This is a genomic window from Polaromonas sp. P2_G11, from assembly GCF_056403595.1.
The window spans coordinates 1,265,898-1,283,752 of the sequence record NZ_JBFUFE010000001.1; the positions used below are offsets into that span (position 1 = coordinate 1,265,898).

Consider the following 17,855-nt stretch of genomic DNA (forward strand, 5'->3'; position numbering starts at 1 on the left):
ATTTCCCGCTAAATTTGTGCAATTCACCGAATAATTCACTATCCATGTTTGAAGCCTCACCCGAAATTGACCGCATTGACCTGAAAATCCTGAATGTCCTGCAGCAGGACGGCCGGATTTCCAACCTCAAGCTCGCCGAGAGCGTGGCTCTGTCGCCCACGGCCGTGCTGGCCCGCGTGCAGCGTTTGAGCCGGGACGGCTACATCCTGGGTTATGAAGCCCTGCTCAATCCCCTCAAGCTGGGCGCCGGAATGATGGTGTTTGTCGAAGTGCTGCTGGACCGCACCACGCCCAACGTGTTTGAAGCCTTCAAGGCGGCCGTACAGGTCCACCCGGAAATCTCCGAATGCCACATGGTGGCCGGCGGCTTTGACTATCTGCTCAAAACCCGCATGGCCGACATGGTGGCCTACCGCTCTTTTGCCGGCACCGTGCTCTGGCAGCTGCCGGGTGTGCGCGAAACCCGCACTTACGCCGTAATGGAAGAGGTGAAAAATACCACCCGGCTGGCGCTGGGGGTCTAGGCCGGGCATCTGCTGCCCGCCTGAAAAGGCCGCGTTAGCGGCACTTTTCTCACGGATTCCCGCTCAAATCCAGTCGCACCCGGACTAACCGCGTTGCCAAGCCGTGCGCATTGGACTACCTTGCAGTGCACATATGCAAGAAGTTGCATATGCAGATGGTGAAAAAACCATTACCACGAAAAAAACGGAGGCCCCTGATGAAAAACAAGCCATGGTGGCGTTTGGCCGTGTTGGTGGGAGTGCTTGTCGCCGCGGCGGCGCAGTCGGCGGAAATCGGCGTGACGGATACCGAAATACGCGTCGGGCAATTCGCCGCCCAGACCGGCCCCGCCGCCGAGCTGGGCAAGCGCATGCAACTGGGCATATTGGCGCACTTCAATGCCGTCAACGCCGCCGGCGGCATCAACGGCCGCACCCTCAAGCTGGTTTCGCGGGACGACGGTTATGAACCTGAAAAGGCTGCTGCCGCGGTCAAGGCCCTGATCGAAGAAGACAGGGTGTTCGCGCTGATCGGTTCGGTCGGCACACCCACCACCCTGGCCGCGGTGCCGGCCATCAACGCGGCAGGCATACCGCTGATTGGCCCGTTCACAGGCGCGCAGGGCCTGCGCGAGCCTTTCAACCGAAACCTGTTCCACGTGCGCGCCAGTTACTTTGACGAGACCGAGCGCATCGTGCAGCACCTGAGCACCGTCGGCATCACCAAAATCGCCGTCTTCTACCAGAACGATTCTTACGGCAAGGCCGGGCTGGAAGGCGTGATGCGGGCGCTGACCCGGCGCAACCTCAAGCCGGCTGCCAGCGTCACGGTCGAGCGCAACAGCGTGGATGTTGCCGCACCGCTGGCAGAAATACTCAAGGTCACGCCTGAGGCTGTGATCCAGATCAGTGCCTACAAATCCTGCGCCGCGCTGATCAGGCAGGCACGGGCCAAGGCCTACGGTGGCCAGTTTTTCAATGTGAGCTTTGTCGGCTCGAAGGCGCTCGCTGAAGAGTTGGGCGACACCGGGGCGGGCGTGACGATTTCGCAGGTGATGCCCTTCCCTTACACACCCTCATCGGCCATCGTGCGTGAATACCAGCAACGCATGGCTGAGGGCGGCCACAAGGACTTTGACTTCTCCAGCATGGAAGGCTTTCTGGTGGCCAAGGTCTTTACCGAAGGCCTGCGCCGGGCTGCGGGGAAGAACCTGACCCGTGAGAGCCTGGTGACGGCGCTGGAGTCCATGCGCGACTACAACATGGGCGGCTTCACGGTGAACTACAGCCCCCAAAGTCACGAGGGCTCCCGCTTCACCGATCTCACCATCATCGGGCGCGGCGGAAAATTCATGCGCTGACGGCATCGAAACTTGCAAAACGGCCCATGCTGGCAATAATGCGGGCTCATCCCCTGTTTGCCATTCACCAGGAACACCCATGAAGCTTTCTACCCCCTTTCCAGCCGCCCTTGCCGCTTTCACGCTGGCCCTGTCCGCCGGGGTTTCTGCACAGACCACCAAACCGGGCCTGTGGGAAATGACGAGCAAAATGCAGTCAAGCTCCGGCGAGATGGAAAAAGCCATGGCCAACATGGAAAAGCAGCTGGCCAGCATGTCGCCCGAGCAGCGCAAGCAGATGCAGGACATGATGGGCAAACAGGGCATGTCCATGGGGCCCGGCGCCGGCGGTGGCATGACCATGAAGGTGTGCGTTACCAAGGAAATGGCCGAGCGCAACGAGCTGCCGCAGCAACAACAGGGCGACTGCAAGAGCACCCAGTCGCCGCGCAGCGGCAACACCATGAAGTTTGCCTACACCTGCACGCAGCCACCGTCCAGCGGCGAAGGCGTAATGACCTTCAACGGCGACACCGCCTACACGATGAAGATGAACACCACGACCACCGTCAAAGGCAAGCCCGAGAAGATGACCATGGATGCTGCAGGCAAATGGCTGTCGGCTGATTGCGGCAATATCAAACCCATCGCTCCTCCCAAGAAATAGAAACGCCCCCCGAAGCAGGGCATGTCTTCACCAGCAGGGGCCGCGGAACCGGCTTTGCCGGGCCGCAGGCGCAGCGGCCCCCTCGGGGGGCAGGAAGCTACACGGAGTGAGCGACCGTGGGGGCTATCTCCCCCCAAAAATCGCGGTGCCTACGCGCACCATGGTGCTGCCCGAATGGATCGCCGCCTCCAGGTCAGCGGTCATGCCCATTGACAAGGTATCCATGGGTGCAAGCAACGCACCTGACGCGTTGATTTCGTCAAAAATGGCTTTTGTCCGCGCGTGGACAGCGCAAGCAGCTACAAAATCGATAGCAGGCTCCGGTATCGCCATCAAGCCGCGCAAGGTGAGGTTCGGCAGCTGCACAACCGCCTGCGCCAGCGCCAGGACATCCTCAGGCGCCACGCCCGACTTGTTGGCGCCACCATCCACGTTGACCTGCAGGCAGATCTGGAGCGGCGGCAAATCGGGCGGTCGCTGCTCGCTCAGCCGCTGGGCGATTTTGGGGCGATCTACCGACTGCACCCAGTCAAAATGCTCAGCCACGAGACGGGTCTTGTTGCTCTGAACCGGGCCAATGCAATGCCACTCCAGCGTAATCCCAGGGCCCTGTGCCTCGGCGCCTTGCCAGGCGCGGAGGGCGGCAATTTTCTCTACGCCCTCAGTGATGTAGTTTTCGCCGAAGGCACGCTGCCCATCCGACGCGGCGTCGATCACGGCGTCCGCACCAAAGGTTTTGGAGACCGCCAGCAGCCGCACGCTCGCCGGATTGCGCCCGGCGGCTACGCAGGCCGTGGTTATCCGGTCACGGACAAGCTGGAGATTGCGCACAATCGTGGTCATAATCGAACTGTAAACTTAGTTTGAAAACCATTTTCAAAGGGTCCCGGGATGGATATCACGCAGTTGCTGGCTTTTAGTGTCAAGAACAAGGCGTCTGACTTGCATTTGTCGGCAGGCTTGCCGCCCATGATCCGGGTTCACGGCGACGTGCGGCGCATCAACATCGATCCGCTGGACCACAAGCAGGTGCATTCCATGGTGTATGACATCATGAACGACACCCAGCGCAAAACATATGAAGAATTCCTGGAGGTCGACTTCTCGTTCGAAATCGACGGCCTCGCCCGCTTTCGCGTCAATGCCTTCAACCAGAATCGCGGCGCCGGTGCGGTGCTGCGGACCATTCCATCCAAAATCCTGACACTGGAACAGCTCAACGCCCCCAAGATTTTTGGCGACCTGGCCATGAAACCGCGCGGCATGGTGCTGGTCACCGGCCCCACCGGCTCGGGCAAATCGACCACACTGGCCGCCATGGTCAACTACCTGAACGAAAACGAGTACGGCCACATCCTGACGGTGGAAGACCCGATCGAATTCGTGCACGAATCCAAAAAATGCCTGATCAACCAGCGCGAGGTCGGCCCACACACCCTGAGCTTTAACGCCGCGCTGAAATCGGCCCTGCGGGAAGATCCGGACGCCATCCTGGTGGGTGAAATGCGTGACCTGGAAACCATCCGGCTGGCCATGTCGGCCGCTGAAACGGGCCACCTTGTCTTCGGCACGCTGCATACTTCCAGCGCCGCGAAAACCATCGACCGGATCATCGACGTGTTTCCGGCCGAGGAAAAGGAAATGATCCGTTCCATGCTGTCCGAGTCGTTGCAGGCCGTGATTTCGCAAACACTGTGCAAAACCAAGGATGGTGCGGGCCGCGTGGCCGCACACGAGATCATGCTGGGCACCAGCGCCATCCGCAATTTGATCCGCGAGGCCAAGGTCGCCCAGATGTATTCATCCATCCAGACCGGCAACAGTGTGGGCATGCAGACGCTGGACCAGAACCTGACCGAGCTGGTGAAGCGCAATGTGATTTCTGCTGCCGAAGCCCGCGGCAAGGCAAAAATCCCGGAAAACTTCCCCGGCTAGAAGCTATGGCCCCCACGCTTGTCACTTCGAGCCTACGGCGCGCTGCCCCTTTCCTTACGTATGAGGCCGCTGCGCCTGCGGCCCGGCAAAGCCGGTTCCGCGGCCCCTGCTTGATTGAAGAGAGAACCACCGTCACCGATCCTGCCGAGTTTCCGGCAACGACAGAGTTTGTTTGAAAGGAGTCGCAAATGGAACGCGACCAGGCCAGTAAATTCATCAATGATCTGCTGAAACTCATGGTCAGCCGTAATGGCAGTGACCTGTTCATCACAGGCGACTTCCCACCGGCCATGAAAGTCGACGGCAAGGTGACCAAAGTGTCGCCGCAGCCGCTGAACGCCGGCCACACGCTCGCCCTTGCCCGTTCCATCATGAACGACAAGCAGGCCGCCGAATTCGAACGCACCAAGGAATGCAATTTCGCCATCTCGCCGCCCGGCGTGGGCCGCTTCCGTGTCAATGCGTTCATCCAGCAGGGCAAGGTCGGCATGGTGATGCGGACGATTCCCGCCGTGCTGCCCACCATCGACGGGCTGGGCGTGCCCCAGGTGCTCAAGGAAGTGGTGATGAGCAAGCGCGGCCTGACCATTTTGGTGGGCTCTACCGGTTCGGGTAAATCCACCACGCTGGCGGCCATGGTCGACTGGCGCAACGAGCAGTCGTTCGGCCACATCATCACGATTGAAGACCCGGTGGAATTTGTCCATGCGCACAAGAACTGCGTGATCACGCAACGTGAAGTGGGCCTGGACACCGACAGCTGGGAAGCGGCCCTCAAAAACACGTTGCGCCAGGCGCCCGACGTGATCCTGATGGGCGAGATCCGCGATCGCGAAACCATGGAACATGCCATCGCATTCGCGGAAACCGGCCACCTGTGCCTGGCCACCTTGCACGCCAACAGCGCCAACCAGGCGCTGGACCGCGTGATCAACTTTTTCCCCGAAGAGCGCCGCACCCAGTTGCTGATGGACCTCTCGCTCAACCTCAAGGCCATGATTTCGCAGCGGCTGGTGCCCAAGCAGGACGGCAAGGGCCGTTTTGCGGCGGTGGAGGTCATGCTCAACTCGCCGCTGATCTCCGATCTGATCTTCAAGGGCGAAGTCTCCGAAATCAAGGAGATCATGAAAAAAAGCCGCAACCTGGGCATGCAGACTTTCGACCAGGCGCTGTACGACGCCTTCGAGAGCCACTTCATCACCTACGAAGATGCCCTGCGCAACGCCGACTCGGTGAACGACCTGCGCCTGCAGATCAAGCTCAACTCGCAACGCGCCAAGTCCGTCGACCTGGCGGCCGGCACCGAAAACTTCGCTATCGTTTAAGCCGCTGAACTGCCGGCGTTGTTCCGGCCAAGGGCTGAGTTGGAAGGGCTAAAGGCCGCGAAGCAGGCCTGAAGGTAATCGATAGTGGCCCGGATTTTGGGAGCCCGATGGCGTTCGGCCAGAATCACCGCATCAATAGAATAGACATCGCTCACCGTGTGCCGGGCCAGCACGGGCTTTAACCGGCCTTGCGCCACCAGCTCGCGGCCGATAACGTCGTTGATCCGGGCAATGCCGGCTCCCGCCAAGGCAAGTGAAACCACCGCAGCGCTGCTATTGACGCGCAACTGCCCCTGCACCGCGAGTGGGGTGACGACCGCGTTTTCTTCGAAGGTCCATTGATTGTGGGTAATCGAAGTGGTATTTGATATCAGACTGTGCAATTGAAGATCTGCCGGCGCACGCGGAACGCCATGCTTCTTGAGATACACGGGTGAGGCGTACAAAGCACGCCCATGGCTTCCAAGATTACGGGCAATGGCCGTCTGCGCAGGTGCAACACCCGCCCTCACGACGATATCCATCGCCTCATCGGCCATGCTGACAAGGCGATCATCCAGATGCAGGTCCAGCTTCAATTCCGGGTGCAAGGCCCGCAGCTTGCCCAGCCGGGGAATCAGTACATATTCAGCAAGAATCTGGCTGATGCTCAAGCGCACCGTACCCACCACTGAGCGGCTTCTGCTGGCGAAGCTGTTTTGCAATTGCCTGTGTTCGGTAAGGATGCGCTGGGCATATTCGAGGAAGACCTCACCTTCGTCAGTGAGAGAGAGGCTGTGAGTGGTCCGGTGCATCAGCCGCAGGCCGCATTGAGCCTCCATGCGCGCGAGCGAACGCGACATATGGCTGGCCGCAACGTTGCGGTCCCTCGCTACTGTCGAGAGCGACTGGGCAGATGCAAGCTGCGCAAACAGCGAGAAGTCGTCAAGGCTGAGGTTTTTCATGCTTGTGCAGATTTGACACGAGCATTATGCATTCGGGGGGATTTCCAGCCGACGCCATCCTGGGCACAGTTCACTTCGCACGGACATGTTGCGCCGTCGCTCTTCAAAGGATTTTTATGCCCATCTCCATCCAGCTATCGCAGGGACTTTTAACGCCGGCCGGCGAGCGCGAGGTTTTCTCCAGAGTTGCAGGCGCCTTGCTGCAGGTACACGGCCTCAGCGGAAACGCCTTCATGACTCCCGCAGTCATTGGGCATGTCGACATTTACCCTGAAGAGCACAGCTATGCCGGCGGCAAACCCCAGTCGCTTGCGGTCATAGAGGTTAAGGTCCCTTCTGTCACCTTCCCCGATCAGTCGGTGAAAGACAACTTCGTCAAGGCGGCAACAGACATCATTGACGAGCTCAAGGCGGGAAAACACCCGAGAGCGCGCACCTTCGTCAACGTGACCTATGCGGTGGAGGGCGCCTGGGGAATTGCCGGCAAAGCCTATACCAACGCCGACCTGGGAATGGCCATTGGAGCTGCCGCGGGCTAGGCAAGCGCGGGAACTCACCCTGCCCCCATTCACCTCCGTCTCTCCGCACAGCACACCAACCGATTAAACCCACAGGAAACTTCATGCCTCTCGTACGAATTGACCTTCCTGACACCACGCCGGACGAAGAGCTTTCGGCCGTGTCGGGCCTTGTGCATCAAGCCCTGGTAGACACTTTCAATGTGCCGGGGCCGGATCGCTTCCAGACGCTCACGCGTCATGCACCGCGCCAGCTCATTTGCTCCGAAGAATTCCTTGGGGTCACGCACTCCGCCCACGTGGTTTTTATTCAAATATTCTGCGCCCCCGGCCGATCGCTGGACATGAAGAAGGCGCTCTTCTCGGAAATCGGAAAACAAATCTCGTCGAATTGCAGCTTTAGTCCGGCCGACGTCATCATCAATCTGGTTGAGACGTCGCGTGAGAACTGGTCTTTTGGAAACGGCATGATGCAATTCAGTTAAAAGGGGCAGGACAGCCTGTTTTGCACACCCCCCAACGCGCTGAGATGCGCCATGAATGTGAAGCTGCTCCTTCATGGGAAAACAGGGAGGTTCACTGGGCAAAGCGCGCAATCAAGCCATAATCATTGCTGCAAAACCCCCTTGCCCGACGGGCCTCAAGAGATTTAACTGTGTCATCAATTCACCCCAAAACCTACGAAACTTCCGATTCACGTACTGTCGCCTTCCTGGGCCTCGGTGTCATGGGCTTCCCGATGGCCGGGCACCTGGCGCTGGCGGGCCACGACGTCACGGTCTACAACCGCAGCGCCGCCAAGGCTGCCTCCTGGACGAGCGAGTTCAAGGGCCGTGCAGCCGCCACACCGCGCGAGGCGGCTGCAGGCGCAGACGTCATTTTCTGTTGCGTGGGCAATGATGCCGACCTGCGCAGCGTGGTACTGGGTAACGATGGAGCGCTGGCCGGCATGAAACCGGGCGCCATCTTCGTGGACCACACCACGGCCTCGGCCGATGTGGCGCGTGAACTCTCCGCCGCGGCCTCCAAGATCGACCTGCACTTCATAGATGCACCCGTCTCGGGTGGCCAGGCTGGTGCGCAAAATGGCGCGCTCACAGTGATGTGCGGCGGAGACGCCGCAGCATTTGAGGCCGTGAAACCAGTGGGCATGGCTTTTTCAAAAGCCTTCACGCTGATGGGCCCAAGCGGCGCGGGGCAACTTACCAAGATGGTCAACCAGATTTGCATTGCTGGCCTGGTACAGGGCCTGAGCGAAGCGGTGGCGTTTGGCCAGAAGGCCGGTCTGGATGTCAACCAGGTCCTGGACGTGATTGGCAAGGGCGCAGCGCAAAGCTGGCAGCTCGACAACCGCGGCAAAACCATGGTGGCCGACAAGTTTGACTTCGGGTTTGCCGTGGACTGGATGCGCAAGGACCTGGGCCTGGTACTGGACGAAGCCAAGCGCAACGGTGCGCGCCTGCCTGTGACGGCCCTGGTCGACCAGTTTTATGCCGACGTACAAGCCATGGGCGGCCAGCGCTGGGACACATCGAGCCTGATCAAGCGCCTGAAATAGAAACTGGGCCAACCGGAAAAATCGGGTGGAAAGCAGAGCGGCAATGCTGCCGAGGCCAGCACTGCCCGCCCCTAACTAACGTCAACTCCCGGCGGGTTTGGCGCCTGCGGGTGGCTCGACGGGTTTTGACGGCAGCATGCGTGCCAGCTCTTCCTCGCTGATGATTTCAAACATGCGGATGACTTTTTGCACACCCGGAGTGGAGCGGACCACTTCGGTGGCGCGATCCGCCTCGCGCTGTGTAACACGCCCCATCAGGTAGGTCGTACCACGCTCGGTCACCACCTTGAAGGCGTTCAACGACAGGTCACGGGCATCCACCAGCATCGCCTTGACACGGCCGGTGACGAGGGTGTCGGACGAGCGCTGTGTCAGGGTGGCGTTGCCCATCACGGCCAGTTCATTGACCACCGAGGTCACATTCTCCACACGCGAAACGATCTGCTCGACCAGCTGCTTGTCTTGCGCGCTGGGCACTTCACCCGTCAGCAACACCTGGCGGTTGTAGCTGGTCAAGTTGACATGCACACGGTCGCCCACGTTGCTGCGAATCCGGCTGGCCGCCCGCAATTCAATGCCCTCGTCTTCCAGCTGCGCACCCGACGTGCGGCGGTCGGTGGCAACAAGCGCCCCCCCGGCCATGCCACCTACCACCAAAGGAAAGCAGGCTGTCAGGGCACTGCCAAGCAAGACCGACGTACCAACGGCCAGAGTGAGTCGTTTCAACGGGGCATATGTCATACAGAGGTCTCCTGATCGCCAAGTAACTGGGTGTCCACACCATCGCAAATGCAATGGAGGACAAGAAGGTGCACTTCCTGGATACGCGCGGTCCGCTCATGCGGCACGCAGATATGCACATCGGTTTCGCGCAGGGCATGGGTCATCTTGCCGCCCCCGCGCCCCGTCAGCGCCACCACGGTCATCTCGCGCTCATGGGCGGCTTCGATGGCGGCCAGCACATTGGCCGAATTGCCGCTGGTGCTGATGGCCAGCAATACGTCGCCGGCGCCGCCCAGGGCACGCACTTGCTTCGAGAAGATGACCGTGAAGTCGTAGTCGTTGGCAATGGCGGTGAGGATGGAGCTGTCGGTCGTCAGCGCAATCGCACCCAGCTCCGGCCGCTCGCGCTCATAGCGCCCCACAAACTCCGCAGCGAAGTGCTGGGCATCCGCTGCCGAGCCACCATTGCCGCAGGCCAGGACTTTGCCGCCACTGGTGACGCTGGCCAGGATGGCCTGCACGGCGGCCGCAATCGGTTTGGACAGGACCTGTGCCGCCTGGTATTTCAGGTCGGCACTGTCAATGAACTGCTGTTCGATACGTTGTTCAAGCATGGGGTCAATGATAGCGGGTCGGACTGCTCCGCCGGTCCCGGAGGGGTTTGCGCAGGCTGGCAATGGATGGTTACAAATTCCGCCATTCCCGGCGTTCAGGACGCGTCGAAAGCCCCGGGCAGCCATTCAATGTCAGGGGCCGCCCCGTCGTCCTGCGGCCCGTTGACCAGGACCACGTCGAATCGACAAGGCGGTGGGCTGGCGAAACGCATGAGATAGTGCCTCGCGGCAAAGATGATTCGCTGTTGCTTGGCCGGGCTGATGCTGGCGCCGGCGCCGCCGTGCGAGACGCCCGTGCGCTGGCGCACTTCCACAAACACCAGAGTACCGTCAGGTGCGCGCATGACCAGGTCGATCTCGCCGCCGCCGCGGCCCGGCGTCCGATAATTGGTATCGACCAACACCAGTCCGGCCTTGGCGAGGTAGGCGCGCGCGGCAGCTTCCGCAGCATCACCCCTCGACTTGGTGGTAACCTGCCCAGGCGAGGCTGGGGCCTGAAGGGCCGTCGCTTTTGACGCCGTCCCGGCAACCTGTTTTCTGGAAAACCACATTGAACGCTTCCTTCGACCTGGCACTGAATGCGGCACGCGCCGCAGCAGGCATGCAGCATTATCCGGAAAGTGCGCTCTATGTGGTGGCGACCCCGATCGGGAACCTGGCCGACATCAGCCTGCGCGCCCTGCAAGTACTGCAGCTGGTAGACGCCATAGCCTGCGAAGACAAGCGGCATTCTCAACCCCTGCTGCGGCAGTACGGCATCGACAAACCCCTGCTGGCGGTGCACGAACACAATGAAGCTGAGGCCGCAGGTCTGGTGATCGAACGCCTGCAGCGGGGTGAGCGCGTGGCCTATATCAGCGACGCCGGCACGCCGGCCGTGAGCGATCCCGGCGCCCGCCTGGTCGCCGCCGTTCGTGCCGCTGGACTGGCCATCATGCCCCTGCCGGGTGCCAGCAGCGTCACTGCGGTGCTCAGCGTGGCCGGGCTGAGCAGCCCGGGCGGTGACACCGGGTTCGTATTCGCCGGTTTCCTGCCGAGCAAGGCCGGTGAACGCGACCAGGCCATCCAGCAGCTGCAAACCGATGCCCGGGCCATCGTGATTCTGGAGGCGCCACACCGCATCGAGGCGCTTGCGAAAGCACTGGCGGTGCTGCAAGGCCGCCTGGTCACCGTTGGCCGTGAGCTGACCAAGCAATTTGAGGAAATTGCGACCGTGCCGGCGCAGGATTTTTCCGGCTGGCTGGCCGCTGGCGCCCAGCGTACGCGCGGTGAATTTGCACTGGTACTGCATCCTTGCGCCGCTGCGGATAACCCCGAAGATGGCACACGGGTGCTGCAGTTGTTGCTGGCGGAGTTGCCGCTCAAGACTGCTGTAAAAGTCGCGGCAGAAATCACCGGCGTGGGACGTAACGAGCTCTATGACACCGCACTCAAGCTGAAAAAAGAATGAACCCCAACGCCGACGAACTCTGGCACGCACCACGCTGGGCGCTTGCCGCCTTGTTGGCTGTGCTCGGGATGCTCGGTCCGTTTTCCATCGACACCTACATTCCCGCCTTTTCCGGCATGGCGCAGTCGCTGGGAGCATCACCGGTAGAAATGCAACAGACGCTGTCGGCCTACCTGTTCGGTTTTGCTTTCATGAACTTGTTTCACGGTGCGCTGGCCGACAGTTTTGGCCGTCGGCCGGTGGTGTTGTGGGGAATCGCGCTATTCACTCTGGCGTCGGCCGGTTGCGCGCTTTCGCAAAGCATCGGGCAGCTGGTTTTTTTCCGGGCCATGCAGGGCTTGTCGACAGGTGCGGGCATTGTGGTGTCGCGCGCCGTCATACGCGACATGTACCCGCCGGCTCAGGCCCAACAGGTCATGAGCCAGGTCACCATCTATTTCGGAGTGGCCCCAGCCCTTGCGCCCATCGTCGGCGGCTGGCTTTTTGTGCATCTGGGCTGGCACAGCATCTTCTGGTTTCTGACGGGAGTGGGTGTGATCCTGTGGGCTACCAACTTCCGGTTCTTGCCCGAGACACTTCCGCCGCTGGAACGCCAGCCGTTTGAAGTCAGGCATCTGATGCGGGGCTACTGGCAGTTGGGTTCCAGCCCCCGCTTTTTATTGCTGGCGCTGGCCAGCGGCGTGCCATTCAACGGCATGTTTTTGTATGTGCTGTCAGCGCCCGCTTTTTTGGGGGAACACCTGGCACTGCAGCCTACCGAATTTTTCTGGTTTTTCATCCTGACAATCTCCGGCATCATGTCCGGCGCGTGGCTGAGCGGCCGCCTGGCAGGAAAAATCGCCCCCAAGCAGCAAATACGGCACGGCTTTGTCATCATGCTGGTCACCTCGGTGCTTAACCTGATTGCCAACATGCTGTTCGCCCCGCATGCTTCGTGGTCCCTCTTTCCGATCGCAGTGTTTGCATTCGGCTGGGCACTGATGGTGCCGGTTGTCACGCTGCTGGTGCTGGACCTTTATCCTGAACGGCGCGGCATGGCTTCTTCCCTTCAGGCCTTCGTGGGCTCAACCGCCAACGGCATTGTTGCCGGTGTCATCGCCCCGCTCACAATGCACTCCACCCGGGCATTGGCGGCAGTCTCGCTCGGGATGATGTGCATCGGGTTGGTTGCCTGGGTGTATCTGCATCACCGGTGGCCGGATATCGGCCGCTCCGCAACACCCGACTAGCGTGCAATACGCCTTTTAACGATCATTGACTCGCATGGGAAATTCCATGCCCTGCCCGATGCGTTGCACCACGTTGTTGCCGTCCAGATAAGCCCAGAAAAACATGGGCTGATCACTGTCTCGCCAGCGGTAAGTCATGATGTCGCCGGACCATGACGCTACACGGTCAATCTTTGCTGGCCGGCCAAATTCGCGTTCCATATCCGAGCGCATCCACTTGCCCGGCTGGATTCTTGAAAACTCTGCTGGCGTCAGGACCTCGCGGACGCTGATGACCCTGCCGGCGGCATCCAGATCTACCATCGTGGCGAACTGACCAAGCGGCTGGCCCGAATACTGCAGCCGGGTTCCCGCATCCAGCGGCACCACCCGGGACGGCGTTCCGCGAAGCGCGATGACGTTCTCGCGGGTCATGCCGGGCTTTATCGCTGTCAACGCGCAGCCGGCGGCACACAGCACCGCGACAACAAGACCGGAAACTAATTTAAATGCCCTCACGGTTACTCCTGCCTGAAATTTAATTGATTACGAGACTTGGGACTCAATCGCGGCCAGAACGTTCCCCGTGACACCTGCCCAACCGATCTTCCCTGCGCGGGCCGAATCACGGATTGTTGCATCATGCCGCACCCGCTGAAGGCGCCCGGACTGCCGCTGTCGTTGTTTCTGGCGCCCATGATGCAGGGCAACGGCTCGAAGCCGGGATTCAACGGATTGGACCAGGCCTCAAGCAAACTCGCCGACTCGTTTTGTACTGAGCCCGCCTGGGGGCCGAGGTGTTTGGTGTCCATGCACCCGCGCGCACTCAGGCTTTGTGCTGCCGCGCAAAAATTTTGGCCAGATCCAGGAAATTCTTTTCGGCCGGCGAATTACTGTCTTCCCGGCTCACCAGCGTGATAGGTGCCACCAGCGCGGGCCTGGCATTGGTGATACGGCAGTACACCACGCTCTCACGGTGAAAATCCTTCATGGATGCGGGAACCACGGAAACGCCCGCGCCCGCCGCGACCAGGCTGATATTGGTCAGCATGCGCTCCACCTCCAAGGCGATCCTGAGCGTGAAGCCCGCCTGTTCACAGGCTTCGATCAGATCCGAATACATGCCCGGTGCGCCGTGTCTGCGCACCAGAATGAACTGCTCATCAGCCAGGGATTTCAGATCAATGGCCGGCATCTTGCCCTTGGCGGCGCCCGCCACCAGCGCGTGACCCACCGGCAGAATCAGCAGCATCTCCTCTTCGAGCAAGGAAAAAAAGCTCACGCCACGCGGATGGCTTACGGGCGTGCGCAAAATCGCGACATTGACCTTGCCCCTGTCTATGCCCTCGGTCAGCTCGGCCGCATTGGCTTCCCTCAAATCCAGATGCACACCGGGATAAGCGCTGCGGTAGGCCCGGATAATCCCCGGAATAAGGGGATGGGCAGCGGCCGAACTGGTAAAGCCGATGGCCAGCGTGCCTTCAAAGCCCTGTGCGGCGCGCGCCGCGCGCGCCGATGCCTGCTCAACACTGCGCAGGATGGCCTGGGCTTCCTGCACAAATACGGCGCCCCCGGCCGTCAGCGCAGCGCCCTTGGGGTGGCGGCGGAACAATTCGAAACCCAGCTCTTCCTCCAGCAGCCGGATCTGGTGGCTCAAGGGCGGCTGCTGCATGTTCAAGCGCTCGGCGGCACGCGTGAAATGCTGCTCCTCGGCAACCATCAGGAAATAGCGCAGGTGTCTCAGCTCCATGGCGTCGGCCCATCTTTTTTAGGTATTGGAGGTCTTATTTCCGGATTTTATGCATATGCCCTCGACGGCGCGTGACGCCTTCGCGTCTTTACACGCGCCGTCCATCCGCAAAAAACAACCGTATGGCGCGGCTCCCGGGCTACGGTAGCCAAGCCGCCCGTAGACTGGGCGATAGATGATCAGAATTAGAAAAATACTTTGCCATCCCATTGCACAGATGGCTCTCGCCTTTGCCGCCGGCATGCTGTTGGGGAATTTTTTCCCCTCAGCCGGCGCGCTGATGAAGCCCCTAAGCGACGGCTTTCTGCGCCTGATCGGCATGCTGATCGGCGTGCTGATCTTTTGCCTGGTGGTGTCCGGTATCGCCAGCATGCGCAACCGGCTGCAGGCCACGCAGGTGGGCATCAAGGCCATCATCTACTTCGAGGCCATGACCTTGATCTCGCTGCTGGCGGGCATGCTGGGCGCCTTGCAGCTGGCGCCCGGGAAGGGTTTCGCGCCGGGTTTTACGGCTGACATCGCACAGCGCGTTGCACCTGCGCCGGCCACGGAAAGTACGACCGACTTTTTGCTCAACATCATCCCCCCGACATTTGCCAGCGCCTTCACCGGCAACAACAACCTGCAGATCCTGCTGCTGGCGCTCCTGTCGGGCATTGCACTGACGCGCGCGGGTGAACGCGGCCGCAGCCTGCTGGAGCTCATCGAAGCGACGCAACAGGTGTTGCAGGGCATGGTCGGCATGGTCCTGAAGCTGGCGCCACTTGCTGCCTTCGGTGCTGTGGCCTTCATGATAGGCCGTTACGGGACATCTTCGGTGCTACCGCTGCTGCAGTTTCTCGGCGCGATTTATCTCGTCAGCATCCTGTTTGTCTGCGTCGTGATGGGTCTACTGGCGCGCGCCGCTGGTTGCAACATCTTTCGCCTGGTCGCCTATGTGAAGGAAGAGCTGCTGCTGGTCTTCTTCACCGCTTCATCGATAGCCGCTTTGCCAGGCTTGGTCGGAAAAATGGAAAGAATGGGCTGCGCCAAATCGGTGGTGCGCTTGATGCTGCCGACCGGCTTCAGTTTCAACCTGAACGGCAGCAACATCTATATCGCCATGGCGGCGATCTTCCTGGCGCAGGTGGCGCATGTCGAACTGGGTTTCTGGCCGCTGCTGTCACTGCTGGGCATCGCGATGCTGACTTCCAAGAGCGCCGCCAGCGTCGCCGGTTCGGCCTTCGTCGCGCTGACAGCGACGTTGGCCAGCCAGAATCTCATTCCGGTCGCGGGCATAGTCTTGTTGCTGGGCATAGAGCGTTTGATGAAATGCCGCTCCCTCACCAACATGCTCGGCAATTGTGTGGCCTGCGTCGTTGTGTGCGCCTGGGAAAAAGCGCTGGACCGCCAAGCCATGCATCAGGCTCTGTCGGGCAGGGACCCCTCCTCGCCCGCCGTCGCCGACCAGATCTGATACAGGCGTTCGCCCAGGCATTCCGCGCGGCCTTCGAACAGGGCGTTCAGGCTCTCGGACCGCTCCAGCCTGCGGTATAGCGCGGCCCGCTCCGCATAGTCGTCGGCCATGCGGATGGCGGCGGCGACATAGTCCTCCACACTGGCGACAATGCTCCAGTCGGGCAGGCCCAAGCGCCGGAACAGCGCTTCATCAATGTGCTCGAACACCTCAGGCCCCGTCTTGCACACGCCGGGCAGGCCGACCGTCACCGCGTCGGTGATGCCGTTGGTATTGCCGAAAGGAAAGGGGCTCAGAAACATGTCGCAGCGATTGAAGATGGCGAGGTAATCCGGGTAGGGCTGGTGCGCGTAGATTTCGGCGTCCGGCAGGTAGCGGCGAATCACCCTTCGCACTTGCGGATAGATCAGGCCGGTTGCCTGTCCAATCAGGAAATGAAACCGTATCTGCTTGCGTGAGCCCGCGCGTATTTTCTGGCAGGTCACCAGGAATTTCGGATTGATCTTCATGGTGGTCGCGGCCACGGCGATGTTGACGACCACCGAGTCCTGCCGTTGTGGCCGTGCCAGCGAGACTTCGATGGCCGACGGGCGGTAAGGCTGCCCGTCCTTTGGCAAGCGCAACAGGGTTTCGCTGAAGCAGGCGGGGTCGCCGACAAAGTCTTCTTCCACGCTGATGTAATCGATACGGTCGGAATGCGTGGTGGCGGGATGGCCCAGCGCGGCCACCTGCACGGGCGCCAGGCGCTGATTGGCCGCGAACATGGTGATGGGAAACATGCCGACGCTGGGCATGTAAAACACGGCAGGCCTGAGGGAGCCGGCCAGCGCGTGCAGCTGGCGCAGACAGGCGATCATGTCATTGGGCGCAGCGAAATCAATCACCTCGTCAAACACCGCCCGGCCCAGTTCGTCGATGTTGCAGGGGTAAGCAATGGCCACCAGGCGAAAATGCCTGCGCGCGGCCTCCAAAGTCCGGGAATGCGTGCGGTAAATCGAATGCCCGCCGGAGAACCACTCGAGCAGTACCAGCATGATGGGCTTGTCCGCACTTTGCGCGGCGAGCGCGAGCGCGGGCGCAGCGCGCCCCAGGCCCAGCGCCTCGAGCTTCTTGCGAACCAGCCGGTTGATGGGGCGCTTGATCTCATGGCGGTCGGCCAGGTCGGCGTAGCTGCAGTGCATGTACACGTCATGCAGGATGCCTACCGGCAGGGTGTCCAGGCTTTCGATTTCTTCGAGGTGGGCAGGCAGCCAGGCCAGCAGCGCCTCCCGCTTGGAATGCGCGGCTGGCGAGCCGAGGAAGCGCGGCGACAACAGGGCCACGAACAGCGCGGCAGCCAGCTTTTTGTTCTGGCGCCACAGCAATTCCACATCCAGCGGGATTTCCGATTCGGGCGAATACAGGATGCAGAACTTCACGAGGTCCCGCTCGCTTACGTGGAACTCCGGCGCGCCGGAACCCAGATAGTTGAGCGACCTCAGGATGTGGTCGCAATGGACAAAGGCGCTGGCGGCGAACAGCGCCGACAACCAGCGCTGGAAGTTGATGAGCTGGCCGAAGCCGCCGGGCGAGACATGAAAGGTCGGATCGGAAAACAGGGCCGAGATGGCGCTGGTGAGGCGGGTCAGGCCGTGCGCGTCACGCTCCTGCGCACCTATGGCGGTCGACAGGCTGAGCGCGAAGTTGCCGTCCAGGTTGCCGTAGTTCCTGTCTATGAGCAGCAGCAGCTTGACCAGCTCTCGCGCAGCCGGCTCCTGCTGGCGGGAGTAGCACAGGTATTCGAAGTTCTCCAGCGAAAAAGTATCGTCAGCCATGGTGCCCTTGTCGATGGCCCCGTCAGGCCGACAGCGCCAGTATCGCCGCT

At 61.0% G+C, this 17,855-nt stretch carries 19 protein-coding genes; 11 read left to right on the plus strand and 8 right to left on the minus strand.

Annotation, left to right across the window (positions count from 1 at the left end; genetic code table 11):
• Positions 1–44 precede the first annotated feature (44 nt).
• From AC1DWQ_RS06115 to AC1DWQ_RS06125, 3 genes are all read left to right on the plus strand, one after another.
• The gene (locus tag AC1DWQ_RS06115) at positions 45–524 is read left to right on the plus strand and encodes an Lrp/AsnC ligand binding domain-containing protein (RefSeq protein ID WP_457281549.1); all 480 of its coding nucleotides are present in this window, start codon (positions 45–47) and stop codon (positions 522–524) included.
• A gap of 197 nt (positions 525–721) precedes the next feature.
• Complete coding sequence (locus tag AC1DWQ_RS06120; RefSeq protein WP_477668824.1) at positions 722–1,864, plus strand: ABC transporter substrate-binding protein; 1,143 nt, start codon at positions 722–724, stop codon at positions 1,862–1,864.
• A gap of 79 nt (positions 1,865–1,943) precedes the next feature.
• Positions 1,944–2,510 carry a DUF3617 domain-containing protein gene (locus AC1DWQ_RS06125; RefSeq protein ID WP_477668825.1) on the plus strand — a complete coding sequence of 189 codons (567 nt, stop codon included), beginning with the start codon at positions 1,944–1,946 and terminating at the stop codon, positions 2,508–2,510.
• 123 nt (positions 2,511–2,633) lie between these two features.
• Here AC1DWQ_RS06125 and AC1DWQ_RS06130 read toward each other — a convergent pair whose 3' ends face one another.
• Positions 2,634–3,353: a YggS family pyridoxal phosphate-dependent enzyme gene (locus tag AC1DWQ_RS06130; RefSeq protein WP_477668826.1), complete on the minus strand. Its 720-nt coding sequence runs from the start codon at positions 3,351–3,353 to the stop codon at positions 2,634–2,636.
• A 48-nt stretch (positions 3,354–3,401) separates the two neighbouring features.
• On the opposite strand from AC1DWQ_RS06130, the gene AC1DWQ_RS06135 reads away from it, so the two are divergent.
• Together AC1DWQ_RS06135 and AC1DWQ_RS06140 are read left to right on the plus strand one after the other, a co-directional pair.
• Entirely contained in the window at positions 3,402–4,445 is a 1,044-nt protein-coding gene (locus AC1DWQ_RS06135; RefSeq protein WP_457281553.1) for a type IV pilus twitching motility protein PilT, read from the plus strand.
• Between the two features lie 188 nt (positions 4,446–4,633).
• Positions 4,634–5,770 (plus strand): PilT/PilU family type 4a pilus ATPase, encoded by a 1,137-nt coding sequence (locus tag AC1DWQ_RS06140; protein WP_457281554.1) that lies wholly within the window; start codon positions 4,634–4,636, stop codon positions 5,768–5,770.
• On the opposite strand, the gene AC1DWQ_RS06145 is transcribed toward AC1DWQ_RS06140, so the two are convergent.
• On the minus strand, positions 5,767–6,714 hold the full coding sequence (locus tag AC1DWQ_RS06145) for a LysR family transcriptional regulator (RefSeq protein ID WP_477668827.1): 948 nt from the start codon (positions 6,712–6,714) through the stop codon (positions 5,767–5,769). The two genes, AC1DWQ_RS06140 and AC1DWQ_RS06145, sit on opposite strands and share 4 nt — an antisense overlap.
• Positions 6,715–6,830: 116 nt before the next feature.
• On the opposite strand from AC1DWQ_RS06145, the gene AC1DWQ_RS06150 reads away from it, so the two are divergent.
• The 3 genes from AC1DWQ_RS06150 (at position 6,831) to AC1DWQ_RS06160 (ending at position 8,790) form a co-directional block, all read left to right on the plus strand.
• Positions 6,831–7,253, plus strand: a complete 423-nt coding sequence (locus AC1DWQ_RS06150) for a 4-oxalocrotonate tautomerase (protein WP_477668828.1) — start codon at positions 6,831–6,833, stop codon at positions 7,251–7,253.
• Positions 7,254–7,336: 83 nt separating this feature from the next.
• Positions 7,337–7,717, plus strand: a complete 381-nt coding sequence (locus tag AC1DWQ_RS06155) for a tautomerase family protein (RefSeq protein WP_477668829.1) — start codon at positions 7,337–7,339, stop codon at positions 7,715–7,717.
• A 170-nt stretch (positions 7,718–7,887) separates the two neighbouring features.
• Positions 7,888–8,790, plus strand: a complete 903-nt coding sequence (locus tag AC1DWQ_RS06160; protein ID WP_477668830.1) for an NAD(P)-dependent oxidoreductase — start codon at positions 7,888–7,890, stop codon at positions 8,788–8,790.
• A gap of 81 nt (positions 8,791–8,871) precedes the next feature.
• On the opposite strand, the gene AC1DWQ_RS06165 is transcribed toward AC1DWQ_RS06160, so the two are convergent.
• The 3 genes from AC1DWQ_RS06165 to AC1DWQ_RS06175 all read right to left on the minus strand — a co-directional run bounded on the left by AC1DWQ_RS06165 (position 8,872) and on the right by AC1DWQ_RS06175 (position 10,678).
• Positions 8,872–9,531 (minus strand): BON domain-containing protein, encoded by a 660-nt coding sequence (locus AC1DWQ_RS06165; RefSeq protein WP_477668831.1) that lies wholly within the window; start codon positions 9,529–9,531, stop codon positions 8,872–8,874.
• Positions 9,528–10,127 (minus strand): phosphoheptose isomerase, encoded by a 600-nt coding sequence (locus AC1DWQ_RS06170; protein WP_431098788.1) that lies wholly within the window; start codon positions 10,125–10,127, stop codon positions 9,528–9,530. The genes AC1DWQ_RS06165 and AC1DWQ_RS06170 overlap by 4 nt, the downstream gene beginning before the upstream one ends.
• 95 nt (positions 10,128–10,222) lie before the next feature.
• Positions 10,223–10,678, minus strand: coding sequence for a YraN family protein (locus AC1DWQ_RS06175; protein ID WP_477668832.1), 456 nt, complete (start codon positions 10,676–10,678; stop codon positions 10,223–10,225).
• 50 nt (positions 10,679–10,728) lie between these two features.
• Between AC1DWQ_RS06175 and rsmI the strand changes: the two genes are divergently transcribed.
• Positions 10,729–11,577, plus strand: coding sequence for a 16S rRNA (cytidine(1402)-2'-O)-methyltransferase (gene rsmI, locus AC1DWQ_RS06180; RefSeq protein WP_477668936.1), 849 nt, complete (start codon positions 10,729–10,731; stop codon positions 11,575–11,577).
• Positions 11,574–12,806, plus strand: coding sequence for a multidrug effflux MFS transporter (locus AC1DWQ_RS06185; RefSeq protein ID WP_477668833.1), 1,233 nt, complete (start codon positions 11,574–11,576; stop codon positions 12,804–12,806). Before rsmI ends, AC1DWQ_RS06185 begins: the two co-directional genes overlap by 4 nt.
• 15 nt (positions 12,807–12,821) lie before the next feature.
• Here AC1DWQ_RS06185 and AC1DWQ_RS06190 read toward each other — a convergent pair whose 3' ends face one another.
• The gene (locus AC1DWQ_RS06190) at positions 12,822–13,304 is read right to left on the minus strand and encodes a hypothetical protein (protein ID WP_477668834.1); all 483 of its coding nucleotides are present in this window, start codon (positions 13,302–13,304) and stop codon (positions 12,822–12,824) included.
• Positions 13,305–13,611: 307 nt separating this feature from the next.
• Positions 13,612–14,535: a LysR substrate-binding domain-containing protein gene (locus tag AC1DWQ_RS06195; protein WP_477668835.1), complete on the minus strand. Its 924-nt coding sequence runs from the start codon at positions 14,533–14,535 to the stop codon at positions 13,612–13,614.
• A gap of 217 nt (positions 14,536–14,752) precedes the next feature.
• Here AC1DWQ_RS06195 and AC1DWQ_RS06200 point away from each other — a divergent pair, with 217 nt between their 5' ends.
• The gene (locus AC1DWQ_RS06200) at positions 14,753–15,991 is read left to right on the plus strand and encodes a cation:dicarboxylate symporter family transporter (RefSeq protein WP_477668836.1); all 1,239 of its coding nucleotides are present in this window, start codon (positions 14,753–14,755) and stop codon (positions 15,989–15,991) included.
• On the opposite strand, the gene AC1DWQ_RS06205 is transcribed toward AC1DWQ_RS06200, so the two are convergent.
• On the minus strand, positions 15,937–17,805 hold the full coding sequence (locus AC1DWQ_RS06205; RefSeq protein ID WP_477668837.1) for a peptide transporter: 1,869 nt from the start codon (positions 17,803–17,805) through the stop codon (positions 15,937–15,939). The two genes, AC1DWQ_RS06200 and AC1DWQ_RS06205, sit on opposite strands and share 55 nt — an antisense overlap.
• Positions 17,806–17,855: the final 50 nt, after the last annotated feature.

Bases quoted from the DNA above. Each gene is read 5' to 3' on its own strand.
- AC1DWQ_RS06175 (WP_477668832.1), bottom strand. From the start codon at position 10,678: ATGTGGTTTTCCAGAAAACAGGTTGCCGGGACGGCGTCAAAAGCGACG.
- AC1DWQ_RS06185 (WP_477668833.1), top strand. From the start codon at position 11,574: ATGAACCCCAACGCCGACGAACTCTGGCACGCACCACGCTGGGCGCTT.
- AC1DWQ_RS06135 (WP_457281553.1), top strand. From the start codon at position 3,402: ATGGATATCACGCAGTTGCTGGCTTTTAGTGTCAAGAACAAGGCGTCT.
- AC1DWQ_RS06150 (WP_477668828.1), top strand. From the start codon at position 6,831: ATGCCCATCTCCATCCAGCTATCGCAGGGACTTTTAACGCCGGCCGGC.
- AC1DWQ_RS06130 (WP_477668826.1), bottom strand. From the start codon at position 3,353: ATGACCACGATTGTGCGCAATCTCCAGCTTGTCCGTGACCGGATAACC.
- AC1DWQ_RS06205 (WP_477668837.1), bottom strand. From the start codon at position 17,805: ATGGCTGACGATACTTTTTCGCTGGAGAACTTCGAATACCTGTGCTAC.
- AC1DWQ_RS06195 (WP_477668835.1), bottom strand. From the start codon at position 14,535: ATGGAGCTGAGACACCTGCGCTATTTCCTGATGGTTGCCGAGGAGCAG.
- AC1DWQ_RS06125 (WP_477668825.1), top strand. From the start codon at position 1,944: ATGAAGCTTTCTACCCCCTTTCCAGCCGCCCTTGCCGCTTTCACGCTG.
- AC1DWQ_RS06115 (WP_457281549.1), top strand. From the start codon at position 45: ATGTTTGAAGCCTCACCCGAAATTGACCGCATTGACCTGAAAATCCTG.
- AC1DWQ_RS06145 (WP_477668827.1), bottom strand. From the start codon at position 6,714: ATGAAAAACCTCAGCCTTGACGACTTCTCGCTGTTTGCGCAGCTTGCA.
- AC1DWQ_RS06200 (WP_477668836.1), top strand. From the start codon at position 14,753: ATGGCTCTCGCCTTTGCCGCCGGCATGCTGTTGGGGAATTTTTTCCCC.
- AC1DWQ_RS06140 (WP_457281554.1), top strand. From the start codon at position 4,634: ATGGAACGCGACCAGGCCAGTAAATTCATCAATGATCTGCTGAAACTC.
- rsmI (WP_477668936.1), top strand. From the start codon at position 10,729: ATGCAGCATTATCCGGAAAGTGCGCTCTATGTGGTGGCGACCCCGATC.
- AC1DWQ_RS06170 (WP_431098788.1), bottom strand. From the start codon at position 10,127: ATGCTTGAACAACGTATCGAACAGCAGTTCATTGACAGTGCCGACCTG.
- AC1DWQ_RS06155 (WP_477668829.1), top strand. From the start codon at position 7,337: ATGCCTCTCGTACGAATTGACCTTCCTGACACCACGCCGGACGAAGAG.
- AC1DWQ_RS06120 (WP_477668824.1), top strand. From the start codon at position 722: ATGAAAAACAAGCCATGGTGGCGTTTGGCCGTGTTGGTGGGAGTGCTT.
- AC1DWQ_RS06165 (WP_477668831.1), bottom strand. From the start codon at position 9,531: ATGACATATGCCCCGTTGAAACGACTCACTCTGGCCGTTGGTACGTCG.